A 16,188-nucleotide genomic window follows, 5' to 3' on the forward strand; every position below is an offset into this window, starting at 1 on the left:
CTGCTCATCGCGCTCATGCTCGCCACCGGGCTGGTGGCGATCGATGCCACGATCCTCGCCACCTCGGTGCCGTCGATCGTGGGCGACCTCGGTGACTTCTCGCAGTTTCCGTGGCTGTTCTCGATCTACCTGCTCGCGCAGGCGGTGTCGGTGCCGGTGTACGCGAAACTCAGCGACACGGTCGGGCGCAAGCCGATCATCCTGCTCGGCATCGGGCTCTTTCTCGCCGGGTCGATTCTGTGCGGGCTGGCGTGGAGCATGCCCGCGCTCATCGTCTTCCGCGTGATCCAGGGCCTCGGCGCGGGCGCGGTTCAGCCCATGGCGGTCACGATCGCCGGCGACATCTACACGGTCGAAGAGCGGGCCAAGGTGCAGGGCTACCTGGCCAGCGTCTGGGCCATCGCCTCGGTGGCCGGGCCCCTGCTGGGCGGCCTGTTCTCGGAGTTCGTGTCGTGGCGCTGGATCTTCTTCGTGAACATTCCGCTCTGCATCATCGCCGGCTGGATGATCATGCAGCGCTTCCACGAGAAGATCGAGAAGCGCAAGCACCGCATCGACTATGCGGGGTCGGTGGTCTTGACCGTCGCCATGAGCCTGCTCATCCTGGCGGTGCTCGAGGGCGGCCAGGCGTGGGCGTGGAACTCCATCTACAGCGTCGGCGCCTTCGTCGTGGGCGGCCTGCTGCTCGTCGCCTTCGTGTTCGTCGAGCGGCACGCGGCCGAACCGGTGCTGCCGTTGTGGGTGTTCTCCCGCCGGCTGCTGCTGACGACCACGCTCATCTCGCTGGGCGTCGGAGCGATTCTGCTCGGCGTGACCTCGTTCGTGCCCACCTATCTCGAGGGGGCGATCAGCATCACGCCGCTCGTCTCGGGCCTGGCGGTAGCGGCGATCACGCTGGGCTGGCCACTCTCGGCCGCCCAGTCGGGCAGGCTCTATCTGCGCATCGGGTTCAAACGCACCATTCTGATCGGCCTCGTGATCGCTGTGGCGGGGTCGCTCGCGCTGGCGCTGGCCGCCCCGAACCCGAACCTCGTGGTGGTCACGGCGAGCTGTTTCGTCATCGGCCTGGGCCTCGGCCTCGTCGCGACTCCGGGGCTCATCGCCGCCCAGTCGAGCGTGCCCTGGGAGGAGCGCGGCGTCGTCACGGGCACCAACTTCTTCGCCCGCTCGATCGGCAGCGCGGTCGGCGTCGCCATCTTCGGCGCCATCGCGAACGGCATCTACGCCGCGCATCCGAACGGTCAGAACGACCCCGCGACGATCGCCCTCGCCTCGGGCAGTGCGTTCATCGCGGTGCTGGTCTGCGCCCTGGCCACGGTCGGTGCTGCGGCCGCGATGCCGGATGCCCGGCTGCAGTCAGACGGCCGCGTGGCCCGCGGCAGCTGACTCCGCGCACCGGTTCAGCGCTCCTTCGGCGCATCCGCGCCCCTTCGGCGCATCCGCGCCCCTTCGAAGTACCGCGGTTACGCCGAACCACCGCAGTTACGCCGAACCACCGCGGGTAACGGTCACAGTTCGTCGTCGTCTTCGTGCGCGTCGAGAGAACGGTCTCCCGTGTCTGAATCGGACTTCTCCTGCTCGCGCCTGCTCGACACCATCGACATCAGAAAGAGCAGCCACAGCAGCGCGAAGATGATCAGCGCCGCCACCAGATCGCTCCAGCGGAACGGGAACACCCGCCCGTCGATCGACAGCACCAGCACGGTCTCGATCACTGCGAATGCTCCGAAGAACGCCGCCATGACGCCGCGTGTGATGTGGAACCGGCCACTGCGCCGGTGCAGCTCGGTGCGTCGCAGCTCGACCATCAGGGCGAGCAGCAGCACTGGCAGAATCTGTGCCAGCGCGGTGGCCGTCGCCACATCGAACAGCGAGATCCTCATGCCCCGATCGTAGCTCGTAGAGCCCGCGCTCCCCTGACGACGCCGCCTGTCGCCGACACCCTGTTCGCGCGGCCGACTGGGGGCACCGCCGGGCGACAGGGCTATCGCCTGCTCACTCCTCCGGAATGGTGAAGATGCGCTCAGGCGGTCTGACGGCGTCGGGATCGGGGCCGCCCCGCACGCCCTGGTCGAGCGCATCGATCGAGGCGAGTTCGGCATCCGTCAGCGAGAATTCGAACACGTCGAAGTTCTCGGCGATGCGTTCGGGGCGCACCGACTTCGGAATCGCGCTGCGACCCTGCTGCAGGTGCCAGCGGATCATCACCTGCGCGTTCGTCTTGCCGTGTGCCTCGGCGATCGCACCGATCACCGGGTCACTCAGCGGGCTCTGCACCGCGTTGTCGTTGAACCCGGGGTAGAACGTGATGCCGCCGATCGGCGACCAGGCCTGGGTGATGATGCCGTGATCTGTGTCTGCCTGCTCGTTCGCGCGCTGCCGGTAGTAGGGGTGCAATTCGATCTGGTTGACGGCGGGCACGACCGTGGTGTTCTCGAAGAGGCGATCGAGATGCGCCGGGGTGAAGTTGCTGACCCCGATCGCCCGCACCTTGCCGTCTGCGAGCAGGGTCTCGAGTGCGCGATAGGCGGCGATGGTGGTGTCGAACACCCAGGGAGCCGGCTGGTGCAGAATCAGCAGGTTGATCTGCTCGACGCCGAGCTTTCGGGCGGCCACGTCGAACGCGTGCAGGGTCTCGTCATAGCCGTACTGGCTGATGAACACCTTGGTCTCGATGAAGACCTCGTCGCGGTCGACTCCGGACGACCGGATCCCCTCGCCCACCTGGCGCTCGTTGAAATAGGCGGCTGCCGTGTCGATGTGCCGGTACCCGGTTCTGAGGGCAGCCTCGACGGCAGCGACCGTGTCGGCTGGGGAGCTCTGGAAGACGCCGAGCCCGAGCGCCGGCATCTGCACGCCGTTGTTGAGGGTGAGGATTTCGTTCATACTCCGACGCTAGTGCTGCTGCGCGAAGCCAGGGAGTGACTGCCGGTACCTCCCAGTGCCTCAGCGAGACGGCGTGTCACCACCCCGGGGTGACGCGATCGGCGGGCGCGGCGGGGTCGGGTTCGCGGGCGCGGCTCACGGGGCGAGTCGGCGCGCGTGGGGAGGCGCGTCGGCGGGCCGGAGGTCAGGGGGCGAGTCGGCGGGCGGCCGCGAGGCCTTCGGCGGTGGCGCGCACGGCGTCGACACCGCGGGCATCCTTCGCTCCGCCGACGACCTCGAACTGCATTCCCGACGCCTCCAGCGCGGCGACCAGGTCGTCGTTCCGCTCCTGTCCGGCGCAGACGATCACCGTGTCGGCGCGGATGCTCTGCCGCACTCCCTCGACGTCGACCACCTCGACCGCGGTAGGGGTGATGCGTTCGTAGCGCACGCCGCCGATCATCCGCACCCCCGCCTCTCTCAGCCTGCCCACGGCGACCCATCGCGAACTGATGCCGATGCCGTCGCCGAACCGGCCCGCGCGCCGCAACACCGTCACGAGCTCTCCGGCGCGCGGAACGGGCCGCCCACGCAGGGGGGCGAGGTTGCGCTGCGGTGGCGCCGTCGACGTGGCGTGTTCGGCCGACGGCAGAAGCTCGGCCGACGGGGCATGCTGCGCCGGCGTCGGTCGCTCTGCCTCGAGCCACTGTCGGGCGGCGGCGCTCGAGGTGCCGACCAGGGCCGGCGACGGCACGAGGTGGTGCACCCGAGCAAATTCCGGCGCACGGTCGGCCTCAGCGGCCGGCTCGGTGAGCCACGCCGCCACGTCGACCCCGATGCCTCCCCCGCCGATGATCGCCACCGGCCCGGCCGGCACCCCGTGGCGCAGAGCGTGCTCGTACGAGACGACGTGCGGCAGAGCACCGCCGGGCACGTCGATCTCGCGCGGACGCACCCCGCTCGCCACGATGACCGCGTCGAACGCCGCGCCTACCAGGTCGCGCGGGGTCGCCGGCGCCCCGAAGCGCAGGGTCGCTCTCCGCGCCCGGAGCTCGGCGAGAGCGGCCCGGGGGGTGGCCGCGTAGTCTTCTTTGCCCGGGATGCGCGCCGCCAGCCCGAACTGCCCGCCCGGCGCGTCGGCCGCCTCGAACAGCGTCACCTGGTGGCCGCGCCGTGCGGCATCCACTGCCGCCGCCAGCCCGGCGGGCCCGCCCCCGACCACGGCGAGCCGCACCGGACGGCGCGTCAACGCGAGCGCCCGCACGCTCTCGTACCCCGCCCGCGGATTCACCAGGCACGACACGTGCTGCCCCACCAGCGAGCGGTCGATGCAGGCCTGGTTGCAGCCGATGCACGTGTTCACCGCGTCGAACTCCCCGGCCCGGCTGCGCGCCACGATCGACGGGTCGGCCAGGAACGGCCGCGCCAAAGCGACGGCGTCGACCAGCCCGCCGGCCAGCACTCGTTCGACGTCACGCAGGTCGGTCATCCGGTTGCTCGCGATCACGGCCACGTGCCGCCCCGCAGCGCCCGCACCGACACCGCCGCCGACGGATGCCCGCACCACCGCCGCGATGCGCTCGGCGTACGGCAGCCAGGCCCCGTGCGGCACCGACGCCTGCACGGTCGGAACCCGCGACTCGTGCCACCCCACCCCCACACTGATGGCGTCGGCGCCGCCCGCCACCAGCTCCCGCACCAGCGCGTCGACCTCGTCGGGCGTCGACGACCCCGGCATCAGGTCGTCTCCCGACACCCGCACCCCCACCGGCACACCGACGGCCGCACCCACCGGCACACCGACGGCCGCACCCACCGCCGCACCTCTGGCCGCATCCCCGCCATCCGCCGCGCGTCGATCGACGGATTCACCGGGCTCGTCGGCGCGCCCACCCCGAGAAGCCCGCTCCTCGACTGCGGCGGCGGAGCCGACCGCCGAGCGGACGGCGGAGAGCACCTCGAGGGCGAAACGACGGCGGCGAGCGGCATCGCCGCCCCACGCGTCGTCGCGCAGGTTGGTGAGCGGTGAACAGAACTGATTGATCAGGTAGCCCTCTGACGCCATGATCTCGACGGCGTCGAACCCCAGCCGGGCCGCCGTCTGCGCCGCCCGGCCGTAGTCGCCGATCACGCGCCAGATCTCGAGCTCGGTGAGCTCCTGCGGCACCGCTCCGCGCGCTGCGCGCCACGGCACCGCTGAGGGGGCGACCTGCTGCAGCGGGTGCGCATCGGCGCCCTGCAGCCCGTCGAGCAGCGCGTACCGCCCGGCGTGGAACAGCTGCGCCGACACCAGACCACCCGCAGCGTGCACGGCGTCGACCGCGACCGCGAGCCGGGCATCCGTCGCCGCTTCGCCCAGCACAGCGTAGTCGGCTGCACCCCGCCCCTCGGGGCTGACGGCGAGCCCGCCCGTGATGATGAGCGCCGCGCCGCCCTGGATGCGCTCGCGCCAGAACGCCGCAAGCGCTGCTCCGCCGTCGTCGGCCAGCTCGAGCCCGGTGTGCATGCTGCCCATCACGACCCGGTGCGGCACCTCGACCCCACCGAGCCGCCACGGCGTGAACGTGCGCCCGAGCGGATGCCCGGCCTCAGCCCTCGACGTGGGTCTCATCCGCACCCGACGCAGCCGGCGGATACACGGCGTCGTGCAGCTCCCCCGTCGTGTCGGCCCAGAACGGCGGTGCGATGATCGTCAGACCGCCGTCGACCGTGAGCGTCTGCCCCGTGATGTACCCCGCCGTCGGCCCCAGCAGGAAGTCGATCGCCGACGCCATGTCATCGGCCGTACCCGGCCGCCCCAGCGGCAGCTTCGAGATCACCGACGACATCGGCGCCATGCCCGGCACCCGGTTGTAGAAGAAGTCGAGCGAGTCGGTGTCGATGAGGCCGCCGTTGACCGCATTCACCGTGATGTTGCGCGGTCCGAACTCCGTCGCCATGTACTTCACATACATCTCCGCCGCCGCCTTGGCCGCGCCGAGCGACGCATACGTCGGAAACGCCGCCAGCGACCCGTAGCTCGTCACGACCACGATGCGACCGCCCGACGCCGACATCATCTCGGCCGCCCGCTGCGCGCCGAGAACGAAGGAGCGCACGTTCATCGCCCAGTTGCGGTCGAGGTGGTGCAGCTTGAGCTGGGAGATCGGCTTGAACGCACTCGCTGCGGCGTTCGCCACGAACATGTCGAGCCGGCCGAACTGCTGCTGTACAGCGTCGAACATCGCGTCGATGTCGTCGGGCTCCTCGATGTTCGCCTGCACCGTCATTCCGTCGGCCCCCGCGGCCCGCACCTCGGCGAGGGTCTCTTCGGCGAGGTCGGCGTTGCTCTTGTAGTTCACCGCAACGTTCACCCCGCGGGCGGCCAGCTTCAGCGCCAGCACCTTGCCGATTCCGCGTGAGCTGCCGGTGATGAGGGCGACGGGGGCCTGCGATCTGGGTGCCATGCGGCGGTTCTCCTTCTGTTGGTGGTGCGGACGACTCCAGACGCGGCGCCGATGGTGCGGACGACTCCGTGCGCGGCGCCGGTGATGCGAACGACTCAGTACGCGGCGTTGCCGGTGAGCACGGCCCGCGCAACGACCTGTTTCTGAATCTCGTTGGTGCCCTCTTCGAAGCGCGGCGCCCGCGCGTCGCGATAGACGCGCTCGATGGTGTTGCGCTTCCAGTAGCCCTGGCCGCCGTGCACCTGCAGCGCCTTGTCGGTGACGCGCGTGATCATGTCGACCGCGATCATCTTCGACGCGCTCGACAGGATGCCCGCATTCGCCGCCCCCGCCTCGAACGCCCGCGCCGCCTCGAGCACGAGCGCCCGCGCCGCGGCGATGTCGGCGTAGTTCTCGGCCAGCATGAACTGGATGGCCTGCCGCTCGGCGATCCGCTTGCCGAACGTCTCGCGCCGGTTGGCGTACTCGACCGCCAGCTCCTGCGCCCGCTCGGCCAGCCCCACACAGCTCATGGCCACCGAGACCCGGCTCGGCAGCAGAAAGCCGCCGAGCGTCACGGCCAGTCCGTCGCCCTCATCGCCGAGCCGGGCCGACACCGGCACGGCCACATCGGTGAACCGCAGAATGGCGTGGTCGGTGCCCCGGATGCCCATCGTCTCTGAGTCGTCGATGACTTCGACGCCGGCCAGCCCGGTGTTGGGCAGCAGAAGGGCCACGAAACCGTCTTTGCCGGTCGCCCCCTCGATGCGAGCCGCCATCAGCCAGTAGTCGCACTTCACGCCGAACGTGATCAGGTGCTTCTCGCCGTTCAGAACGTAGGTGTCGCCCTCACGCCGCACGGTGCTGCGAATGTCGGCGCCCGACCCGGCGGTGGCCTCGGTGAGGGTGAACGCCACCAGAACATCGCCCGCGACCGACGGTTTGATGATGCGCTCGCGCTGCTCGTCGGTGGCGAACGGCTCCATGGCGCGCCAGGTTCCGTTGATGACGTGCACGAGCATGCGCACCGACCCGTGCGAGCGGCTGAAGATCTCTATCAGTTCGAGGTAGCGGTCGAACGGAATTCCCTGGCCCCCCAGGTGCTGGGGCGCGGCCAGCGAGAAGTAACCGCGCGCCTTCAACTCCGCGAAGAGTTCTGGTGGCACCGATCCCGTCTTCTCGATCGTGTTCGCGTACTCCTCACCCGGCCCGCGAACCCAGTCGTCGATCTCGTCTTTCAGCGCTGAAAACGACTCTTCGGTGAAACTCACTCCGGTCACTTCTCCCTGATCTTCTGTGCTTCGATCTTCTCTGATTCGGCCGACATCGCCACCAGCGCGCTGGCGCGTTCCCGCAGTACATTCTTCTGGATCTTGCCCACCGCGTTGCGCGGCAGCTCGTCGATGAACTCGAGCCGCTCGGGCCAGTAGTACTTCGAGACGCCGTTGGCCCCGAGGTAGCTCTGCACGTCGCTGAAGCTGAGCGCGGGCTCGGCAGGGGCGCCCTCGGCCCTGGCGGCAGCGGCGACCACGAAGGCGCAGGCGCGTTCGCCCAGCCGGGCATCCGGCATCGCCACGATGGCCACGTCAGACACGAGCGGATGCTGGTACAGCAGGTTCTCGATCTCGACGACCGGAATCTTCTCGCCGCCCCGGTTGATCACGTCTTTGACCCGCCCGGTGATGTGCAGAAAACCGGCCTGGTCGACCACCGCGAGATCGCCGGTGCGGTACCAGTGGTCGGCGGTGAACACGTCGTCGGTCAGGTCGGGCCGGTCGAGGTAGCCGCTGAACATCGTGGGCGAGTTCAGTTCGTAGTTGCCCTCGATGCCCCGTGGCATCTCCCGGCCCTCGTCGTCGACGATGCGAATGCGGATGCCCGGCAGCGGCCGCCCGTCACTGCCCCACGCGTCTTCGGGGCGGTCGGTCGGGGCCGCGAGCGTGCCGAGGCAGGTCTCGGTGGTGCCGAACGCGCCCAGAACAGTCGTGCCGAGCACCTCGCGGGCCTCGGCGGCCAGGGCGCGGGGCACGGCCGACCCGGTGGCCACGAACATCCGCAACGCGGCCGGGGCCGGCGCCACACCGTCTTTCACCGCGCGAACGAGGTCGTCCACGAACGCCGCGGCCGCCTGTACGAAGGTCGCCCCAGCCTGCCCGAAGGCCTGGTCGAGGGCGATCTGCGGGTTCCACACCGGCTGGATGACCACGGCGACGTTGAGCCGCCAGGCCAGCAGCATGCCGTACAGAAAGCCCGTCTGGTGCGCCAGCGGCGAGGGCACGAAGATGCGGTCGCCTGCGCCGAGTCCCGATTGCTGCACATGCAGAGCGGTTGCGACGGCCAGGGTGCGGTGCGAGTGCTGAACGCCCTTCGGCTCGCCGGTCGTGCCCGAGGTGAAGAGCAGCTGGCAGGTGTCGTCGGGCTTCGGTGAGCGCGAGCGGATCAGCTCGATGTCGGGACTCACTGCCTCGAGGGCCTGGTCGTAGTAGCGCCACGTCCAGTCGGAGGCGGCGACCTGGTCAGCCGCGGTCTCGGGAATCGGTGGCACGTCGATGGCGACGTCTGAACTGTGCCGGTCGTCGGCACGCAGCACGATCACGTGTTCGAGCGAGAGCGGACGACGATTGCTGCGCGCCTCCTCCGCCGCCTCGAGCAGCTCGAGCGACGGCCGGCGGTTGCGGAACATGTCGGGCAGAAACAGCACCTTCGCCCGAGACCGCGAGAGCGTCATCGTGGTCTCGCGCGGACCGAACACCGGCATGATCGGGGTCGCCACGGCCCCGATCTGGATCGCGCCGAGTGTGATGGCGACGAACTCGCTCCAGTTCGGCAGCTGCATGGCCACCGACTCCCCCGGCTGCACGCCGAGGTCGAGCAGCAGCGCCGACACCCGGTCGGCTTCGTCTTGCAGCTCGCGCCACGACGTGGTGAGGGGGGCGTCGCCGCCGACCTCGACGATGGCTGCGGCATCCGGCGTCTCGTCGGCCAGCCGGCGCACCTCGTCGCTGAGCACGAGCGGCTCGATCTCGGCAGCGTCGACGAGGGCCTCGGCCTGCGCAAGCACCTCGGCCTCGGCAAGCACCTCGGTCTGCGCCAGCACCTCGGCCCGCGCCAGCGCCTCAGCCGACGCCTCGAGCTCGCGCAGGGCAGCGGCCTCGGCGGTAGCCAGGCGTTCGGCTACCGAGTCGGCCTCGCCCGTTTCGGCGAGCTCGGTCTGACGCGCGTAGCCCGTCTCGGTCGCGAGCAGGTCTCGGGCCGGGGCGGCCGCCACGTCGATGTCGAGGCCGATCGAATTCATCGCCTCGAGGAAGGTCGGGTACGAGATGCGATACGCCCGCGGATAGGTCAGGCTCGACATGCCCACGGCCGTGCTCGCCGCCACGGAGAGCGACATGAGCACCCGGTGATCGTTGAAGCTCGACAGCGCCGCGCCGTGCAGCCCGTCGACCCCGGTGACCCGCAGCTCGTCGGTCTGCTGCTCGGCCCGGCCGCCCAGCCGGTTCAGCTGCAGCATCGCGGCCACGCGGTCAGACTCCTTCAGCCTGATGTGACCCACGTTGTGCAGTCGGCTGGTGCCATCGGCGAACGTCGCCATCGCCGAGAGCACCGGCAGCAGGTCGGGGATGGGCTGGCAGTCGATGTCGATGGCGTTCAGCCTGATGCCGTCGTGCCGGATGCGCACGAACCCGGTCGCCTCGTCGCGATCGAGCGGCACGCCCATGGCCGTGGCCAGGTCGAGGAAGTCGGCCTCTGGGTGGTCGGTCTCGCCGGCGCTCACCGCCGACAGCCCGCGAAAGAGCACGTCAGACGGGTGGATGGCGGCCGCCGCGATGCCGAAGGCGGCCGACCCGATGTCGGGCGGTATGCGGTAGGTCGTGGGGGTGGCGGTCTGGTTGGCCGGCACGCGATAGGTGAGCCAGTCATCCGAGTGCTCGACGACGAGCCCGAACAGGCGCATCATGCGCACGGTCAGTTCGACATAGGGCTGTTCGTTCAGCGCGCCCCCGGTGACGTGGATGGTCGTGTCGGTCTCGGCGAACGGCGCCAGCAGCAGCAGCCCGCTGAGCCACTGCGACAGCGTTCCGGCGATGCTCACGTCGCCGCCCTTCGGCCGGCGCGGCTGCACCGTGATCGGCGGGCAGTCGCGATCGCTCTCGAGCTGCACGCCCATCTGGGTCAGCGAGTCGAGCAGCGCCTTGATCGGCCGGCGGCGAAAGTACTTCATTCCGGTCAGCGTCATCGGCCGGTCGGCCAGGGCCGCGAGCCCCACCATGAAGTACAGGGTCGTGCCCGAAGACCCGACGTTCAGCAGCCCCTCGGCTCCGCGCGAGCCGTGGTCGATCACGGGCGTCGCCCGGTAGGGGCCGCCCGTGACGACGTAGTCATCGCCGACGACCTGGATGCTCGTGCCGAGTGCGCGCAGCACGCCGATCGTCCACTCCACCTGCCGTGTGCTCGACAGACCCGAGATGACGCTGGTACCCGGGGCGAGACTGGCCAGAACGAGGGCCCGGTGGGCGTGGTACTTCGAAACCGGAATGTGCAACTCACCTGCGAGAGCTGTGCTTGTTCCTCGAACGACGAGCTGCATGAGTACCCCTTCTCGCATGATTCGACCCCGGGACTGCAGGGGTCAACCGCGAGCTTCCCGAGGGGATTCGACGGCGCGAATGGAGCTTCGTTGCTCACTTACTGCGCGAGAGACGGAGCAAGCCAGGGCCGGTGTGTTCAGGTTTTCAACTTACGCCCGCCACGTTATCCCAGCAAACTGGGGGCTGCTTACTATTGCTTTTTACACAAACCGGTTCGGTTTTTTGTGCATGTCAGCCTCTCGCGCCTCCCCCGAAAATCGTTAGCACTCACTAACGTGTCGTGCATGACCGCCGCGCAGAACGCCGCCGTGACACCCGGGCCCCGGCCCGCCAATCTGCCGCTGTCGAAGCGCCCGTTCGACATCGCCTTCATCGTGATCTTCGGCCTGTTCATCATCACCTGCATCATCAGCGACTCAGTCGAAGGCCTGGGGCTCGACCAGGTCGCCGACTCGCCCAACCTGCTGGTGCAGTGGAACTACACCTACTCGTCGAACTTCGACCCGCTGTACCAGTCGCATCCGCTCTGGCTGCGCTTCATCAGCGGCACCTCGGCGTTCGTCTACGTCGGCTTCTACGTGCTGCTGATCGTCTCGCTCGTGAAAGGCTTCAACTGGATACAGCTCTACAGCGTCATCTACGCCACGATGATCATCGCCCTGACCGGCATCCCGATCTTCGGCGTCGAATTCTTCGGCCCAGTGGGTGAGCGCACCCCCGACCCGGGCGTCTTCCTGCTCTACAACGGGCCGTACATCCTCTTTCCGCTGCTGCTGCTCATCCGCATGCGCAAACCGTTGCCCTTCACACGCGTCTTCTGACGCCCTCGATTCGCTACACTCTGCACTGTGAATGCTCGACGACGCCGCTCACTCGCCGCTCCCCTCGCTGCCGCCGGTCTCACCCTGCTGGGCCTGACCCTCTGGGGCGGCCAGGCCGCCTACTCGGCCCCGAACGCCGCGCCGAGCAGCCCGCTCTCGACCGCCGCCACGTCAACCGCCGCGCCGGCCGACCTGGCGGGCAAACACTACGTCGCTCTCGGCGACTCGTACTCGGCGGGCTTCGGTCTGCAACCCTTCAGCGACTCGCCGGCGGCCGGGTGCTACCAGGCCGACGAGAACTACCCGCATCTCGCGGCGGCAGCCCTGGGGCTCGACCTCACCGACGTCACCTGCAGCGGCGCCGTCACCGCGAACATCATCGACACACCCCAGGTCACCATCGGCGACCAGGGCACGGCGCCGGTGCAGTCGCTCGCGCTGACCGACCAGACCGACGTGGTCACGGTCACCATCGGCGGCAACGACCTCGGTTTCGCCGACGTCGCCCAGTCGTGCGTGGCCCTCGACCCGGCCGGGCCGACGTTCACCGGGTTCGACACGTGCAAAGAGCGCTACGACCCCGACGGCTTCGACCTGCTCGCCGACAAGATCCACAGCACGGTGTCGCCCGCCCTCGACAACACCTTCGCTCTGATCAGGCAGAAGGCGCCCAACGCGAAGGTCATCGTCGTGGGCTACCCGACGATCTCGCCCGACGTCGAGAACACCCCGGCCGCCGGGTGCTTCAGCGATCCGCTCGGAACCGGCGAACCGCCCTTCCCGGCCAACACCTTCCCGTTCACGGCGACCGACACGCAGTACCTGCACAGCGTCGAGGCGAAGCTCGACACGGCCATCCGCGTCGCGGCCGAGGCGAACGGCGCCGGCTACATCTCGACCCTGCCCCTCACAGAGAACCACAGCGCGTGCGCCCCTGCCGCCGACGCCTATATCAACGGCATCAGCCTGATTCCGGCAGGGTCGGCGCCCGGCACACCCACTCCGTTGTCGAACATCGACGTGGCGCTCGGGGCACTGCACCCCAACGCGGCCGGAGTGGCGTTCCTCGATGCGCAGGTCGTCGAAGCCATCACGGCCGCGTTCCAGCAGCCGGGTCAGCCAGACCCCACCGCGACGCCGACACCCACTCCGCTGCCGTCGTCATCGGCAAGCGGTTCACCGTCAGCAGCTCCGGCGGGTACGGCAGGGTCCGCCAACGCGGATTCCTCCTCGGCGAAGCTGGCCGAGACCGGCCAGACCGACGTCGTCGCACTCGCAGCGACGGCCGCCGCGCTCGTGCTTGCGGGCGGTGGCGCCGCCGGCCTGGTGGTGGGTCAGCGACGGCGCTCCGCACACCGGTCGTCTTCGGGGCGCTGACCGGCTCGTGGGCGCTGACCGGCTCGTTGGCGCCGACCGGCTCGTGGGCGCTGACCGGCTCGTTGGCGCCGACCGGCTACTGGGCGCCGTAGCCGCCCACCGGGCTGAAGCCGGCGGGCAGGGCGAACGGGTCGATGACGCGGGATGACCGGTCTGAGGCAATGGTCAGGGCCGTCAGCTCCCCAGCGGCACGGGAGATGCGATCTGGCAAAGCGCTGGCGCCGCCGCCGGAGTGGGACAGCGCGCCGGCCGCCGCGTCAGAGCCGGTGCCCCAGTCGCTCGAGGCCGCATACACAGCGGTCGGAGCGACTACGGCGTGCAGGTACGTGAAGAGGGGGCGCACGGCGTAGTCCAGAGCGAGCGAGTGCCGCTCGGTTCCACCGGTCGCGGCGATCAGCACGGGCAGGTCGGTCAGGGCAGTGGGTTCGATGATGTCGACGAACGACTTGAAGAGCCCGCTGAAGCTGGTGGTGAAGATCGGCGTCACGGCGATCAGTCCGTCGGCGGAGGCCAGGGCATCCAGAGCCTTCTGAAGCTTCGGAGCAGCGAACCCCGTGAGCAGGTTGTTGGTGATGTCGTGCGCGAGGTCGCGCAGCTCCACCACCTCGACCGTCACGTCGACGCCCTTCTCGGTGAGCCGGTCGACGGTGGCCTGGGTGAGCCGGTCGGCCAGCAGGCGGGTCGATGACGGCTGGCTCAGGCCGGCCGACACCACCACGAGCGTGCGGGTCAGGCGGGCACCGCCAGGCGTGCCCGACGTGCCCGGCGCAGTGGCAGCGTTCTCTGCCATGACTACTTTCCTTCCGAGGTCAGCGAGGCCACGGTCTCGGCCGAGGCGGCGTCGGCCGAAGCGACGATGGATTCCGCCGCGGCCACTTCAGCAGCATCCCGAGCCGCGACCAGCGACGCGTGGGTGGGGCCGTCGGGCACGGTAGCCGGGCGGTTCTCGGCGAACTCGCGGCGCAACACAGGCACCACGTCTTCGCCGAGGAAGTCGAGCTGCTCGAGCACGGTCTTCAGCGGCAGGCCCGCGTGATCCATCAGGAACAGCTGGCGCTGGTAGTCGCCGAAGTAGTCGCGCATCGACGCGTAGCGATCGATGACCTGCTGCGGGCTGCCCACGGTGAGCGGGGTCTGCTCGGTGAAGTCTTCGAGCGAAGGGCCGTGCCCGTAGACGGGCGCGTTGTCGAAGTACGGCCGGAACTGGTTCACGGCATCCTGCGAGTTCTTCGCCATGAACGCCTGGCCGCCGAGGCCCACGATCGCCTGCTCGGCGGTGCCGTGGCCGTAGTGCTCGAAGCGCGAGCGGTAATAGCCGATGAGCTGCATGTAGTGCTCCTTCGGCCAGAAGATGTTGTTGGCGAAGAAGCCGTCGCCGTAGTAGGCGGCCTGCTCGGCGATCTCGGGCGAGCGGATGCTGCCGTGCCACACGAACGGAGGAACGCCGTCGAGCGGGCGGGGCGTCGACTGGAAGCCCTGCAGGGGGCTGCGGAACTTGCCCTCCCAGTTGACATAGTCTTCGCGCCACAGCCGGTGCAGCAGAGCGTAGTTCTCGATCGCGAGCGGGATGCCCTCGCGGATGTCTTTGCCGAACCACGGGTAGACCGGGCCGGTGTTGCCGCGGCCCATCATCAGGTCGACCCGGCCGTCGGCCAGGTGCTGCAGCATCGCGTAGTCTTCGGCGATCTTCACCGGGTCGTTCGTGGTGATGAGCGTGGTCGAGGTGCTGAGAAGGAGCGTGTCGGTCTTCGCGGCGATGTAGCCGAGCGTGGTGGTCGGCGACGAGGAGAAGAACGGCGGGTTGTGGTGCTCGCCGAGCGCGAAGACGTCGAGGCCGACCTCTTCGGCCTTCTGCGCGATCGTGACGATGTCTTTGATGCGCTCGTACTCGGTCGGGGTGGTGTTGTCTGTGGGGTCAGTCGTCACATCGCTGACGCTGAAGATTCCGAACTGCATGATGCCTCTTTTCTATGCGTATGCATCGATATTCGAGTCAACGAGCACTGAGCCCAAACTATTCCCGCGTAATGAGCGTTGCCCTTCAGCGTATTCCGTAACGCGTCACAGACGCATGGGAAGCTGACCACTTCTCTTTGATGCAACCCCAAGGTTGCATATTGCCATCGGACATGCAATTCTGGGGTTGCAAATCGCAATCGAGAGGATCCAACTATGAACACCACCGATAACCCGAGTGCCACCGTCGACACCGAGACGTTCAGCGTGCGACGAACGATCACAATCTCTGCCCCCATCGAGAAGGTGTGGGCGGCCATCACTCAGGCCGAGCACCTCGCCAGATGGTTTCCGCAGCAGGTGACTCTCGGCGAGGTCGCGGTGGGCTCGCGCGGCACCTTCACCTTCGAGGGGCACGGAACGGTTCCTGTGGTCATCGAAGAAGTCGATGAACCACGGATGATCGCCTACCGTTGGGGCAACGAGAGCGGTGAACCGGCCTCCGTCGGCGCCGAAGGTGCCGACCCTGATCGATCGACGGTGTTCCGCTTCTTCCTCGAGGGGGCGGCCGACGGCACCCGGCTCACAGTGATCGAGTCAGGATTCGACGCTCTCAGCGATCCCACCGCCCGCATGAACGACAACCGCGGCGGCTGGGACTCCGAGCTCGACGAGCTCGTCGCCTACCTGGAAGGCGCGTCGTGAGCCAGGGCTCAGCTGAACTGGTCGGCGTGTTCGCTGCCCTGGGCGACGAGACGCGGTGGAGCATCCTGACCGCGCTCGGCGAGGGGGATGCATCTGCTTCGGCCCTCGCCGGGCGCCTGCCGGTGAGCAGGCAGGCCATCGCGAAGCACCTCGCCACCCTCGAGCGTGTCGGCCTGGTCGACCGTGTGCGCGCCGGTCGGGAACTGCGCTACCGCGTGCTCGGCTCGCAGCTGACGTCGACGGCGCGGCGCCTCGACCGCATCGGTGCTGAGTGGGAAGCACGCCTGCAGGCCATCAAGCGCATCGCGGAGAGCCTCTGAGCACGGGCGCCGGAACGGGCACGAGGCACCAGGCTGCCGCTTCGGTGGGCGAATTTCTGTGAAACCCGACAGAAAATTCACAGGGAACAGTACCATGAGCGTGAATTCGCAGCTCGTCTGCACGCCCATC

13 protein-coding genes are annotated in these 16,188 nt (G+C 68.9%); 5 read left to right on the top strand and 8 right to left on the bottom strand.

Annotation, left to right across the window (positions count from 1 at the left end; translation table 11 throughout):
• Positions 1 to 15: 15 nt before the first annotated feature.
• On the top strand, positions 16 to 1,386 hold the full coding sequence (locus V3W46_RS02535) for an MFS transporter (protein ID WP_331781613.1): 1,371 nt from the start codon (positions 16 to 18) through the stop codon (positions 1,384 to 1,386).
• A 122-nt stretch (positions 1,387 to 1,508) separates the two neighbouring features.
• Here the strand turns inward: V3W46_RS02535 and V3W46_RS02540 are convergent, their stop codons facing one another.
• From V3W46_RS02540 to aroA, 6 genes are all read right to left on the bottom strand, one after another.
• The gene (locus tag V3W46_RS02540) at positions 1,509 to 1,883 is read right to left on the bottom strand and encodes a hypothetical protein (RefSeq protein WP_331781518.1); all 375 of its coding nucleotides are present in this window, start codon (positions 1,881 to 1,883) and stop codon (positions 1,509 to 1,511) included.
• Between the two features lie 112 nt (positions 1,884 to 1,995).
• Positions 1,996 to 2,886, bottom strand: a complete 891-nt coding sequence (locus tag V3W46_RS02545; RefSeq protein ID WP_331781519.1) for an aldo/keto reductase — start codon at positions 2,884 to 2,886, stop codon at positions 1,996 to 1,998.
• A 184-nt stretch (positions 2,887 to 3,070) separates the two neighbouring features.
• The gene (locus tag V3W46_RS02550) at positions 3,071 to 5,476 is read right to left on the bottom strand and encodes an FAD-dependent oxidoreductase (RefSeq protein WP_331781520.1); all 2,406 of its coding nucleotides are present in this window, start codon (positions 5,474 to 5,476) and stop codon (positions 3,071 to 3,073) included.
• The gene (locus V3W46_RS02555; protein ID WP_331781521.1) at positions 5,454 to 6,311 is read right to left on the bottom strand and encodes an SDR family oxidoreductase; all 858 of its coding nucleotides are present in this window, start codon (positions 6,309 to 6,311) and stop codon (positions 5,454 to 5,456) included. Before V3W46_RS02555 ends, V3W46_RS02550 begins: the two co-directional genes overlap by 23 nt.
• Positions 6,312 to 6,406: 95 nt before the next feature.
• Positions 6,407 to 7,561, bottom strand: a complete 1,155-nt coding sequence (locus V3W46_RS02560; RefSeq protein WP_331781522.1) for an acyl-CoA dehydrogenase family protein — start codon at positions 7,559 to 7,561, stop codon at positions 6,407 to 6,409.
• A gap of 5 nt (positions 7,562 to 7,566) precedes the next feature.
• Positions 7,567 to 10,878 carry a 3-phosphoshikimate 1-carboxyvinyltransferase gene (aroA, locus tag V3W46_RS02565; protein ID WP_331781523.1) on the bottom strand — a complete coding sequence of 1,104 codons (3,312 nt, stop codon included), beginning with the start codon at positions 10,876 to 10,878 and terminating at the stop codon, positions 7,567 to 7,569.
• 285 nt (positions 10,879 to 11,163) lie between these two features.
• Here aroA and V3W46_RS02570 point away from each other — a divergent pair, with 285 nt between their 5' ends.
• A complete protein-coding gene (locus tag V3W46_RS02570; RefSeq protein WP_331781524.1) occupies positions 11,164 to 11,700 on the top strand; it encodes an EXPERA domain-containing protein in 537 nt (178 codons plus the stop codon).
• A 27-nt stretch (positions 11,701 to 11,727) separates the two neighbouring features.
• Entirely contained in the window at positions 11,728 to 13,077 is a 1,350-nt protein-coding gene (locus V3W46_RS02575; RefSeq protein ID WP_331781525.1) for an SGNH/GDSL hydrolase family protein, read from the top strand.
• A 76-nt stretch (positions 13,078 to 13,153) separates the two neighbouring features.
• Here V3W46_RS02575 and V3W46_RS02580 read toward each other — a convergent pair whose 3' ends face one another.
• Positions 13,154 to 13,867: an FMN reductase gene (locus tag V3W46_RS02580; RefSeq protein WP_331781526.1), complete on the bottom strand. Its 714-nt coding sequence runs from the start codon at positions 13,865 to 13,867 to the stop codon at positions 13,154 to 13,156.
• A gap of 2 nt (positions 13,868 to 13,869) precedes the next feature.
• On the bottom strand, positions 13,870 to 15,033 hold the full coding sequence (locus V3W46_RS02585; RefSeq protein WP_331781527.1) for an LLM class flavin-dependent oxidoreductase: 1,164 nt from the start codon (positions 15,031 to 15,033) through the stop codon (positions 13,870 to 13,872).
• Positions 15,034 to 15,249: 216 nt separating this feature from the next.
• Here V3W46_RS02585 and V3W46_RS02590 point away from each other — a divergent pair, with 216 nt between their 5' ends.
• Both V3W46_RS02590 and V3W46_RS02595 read left to right on the top strand, forming a co-directional pair.
• Positions 15,250 to 15,738, top strand: coding sequence for an SRPBCC family protein (locus V3W46_RS02590; protein ID WP_331781528.1), 489 nt, complete (start codon positions 15,250 to 15,252; stop codon positions 15,736 to 15,738).
• Positions 15,735 to 16,058 (top strand): ArsR/SmtB family transcription factor, encoded by a 324-nt coding sequence (locus V3W46_RS02595; protein ID WP_331781529.1) that lies wholly within the window; start codon positions 15,735 to 15,737, stop codon positions 16,056 to 16,058. Before V3W46_RS02590 ends, V3W46_RS02595 begins: the two co-directional genes overlap by 4 nt.
• Positions 16,059 to 16,188 lie beyond the last annotated feature (130 nt).

This window comes from Subtercola sp. YIM 133946 (assembly GCF_036553535.1).
Classification (GTDB): domain Bacteria; phylum Actinomycetota; class Actinomycetes; order Actinomycetales; family Microbacteriaceae; genus Subtercola.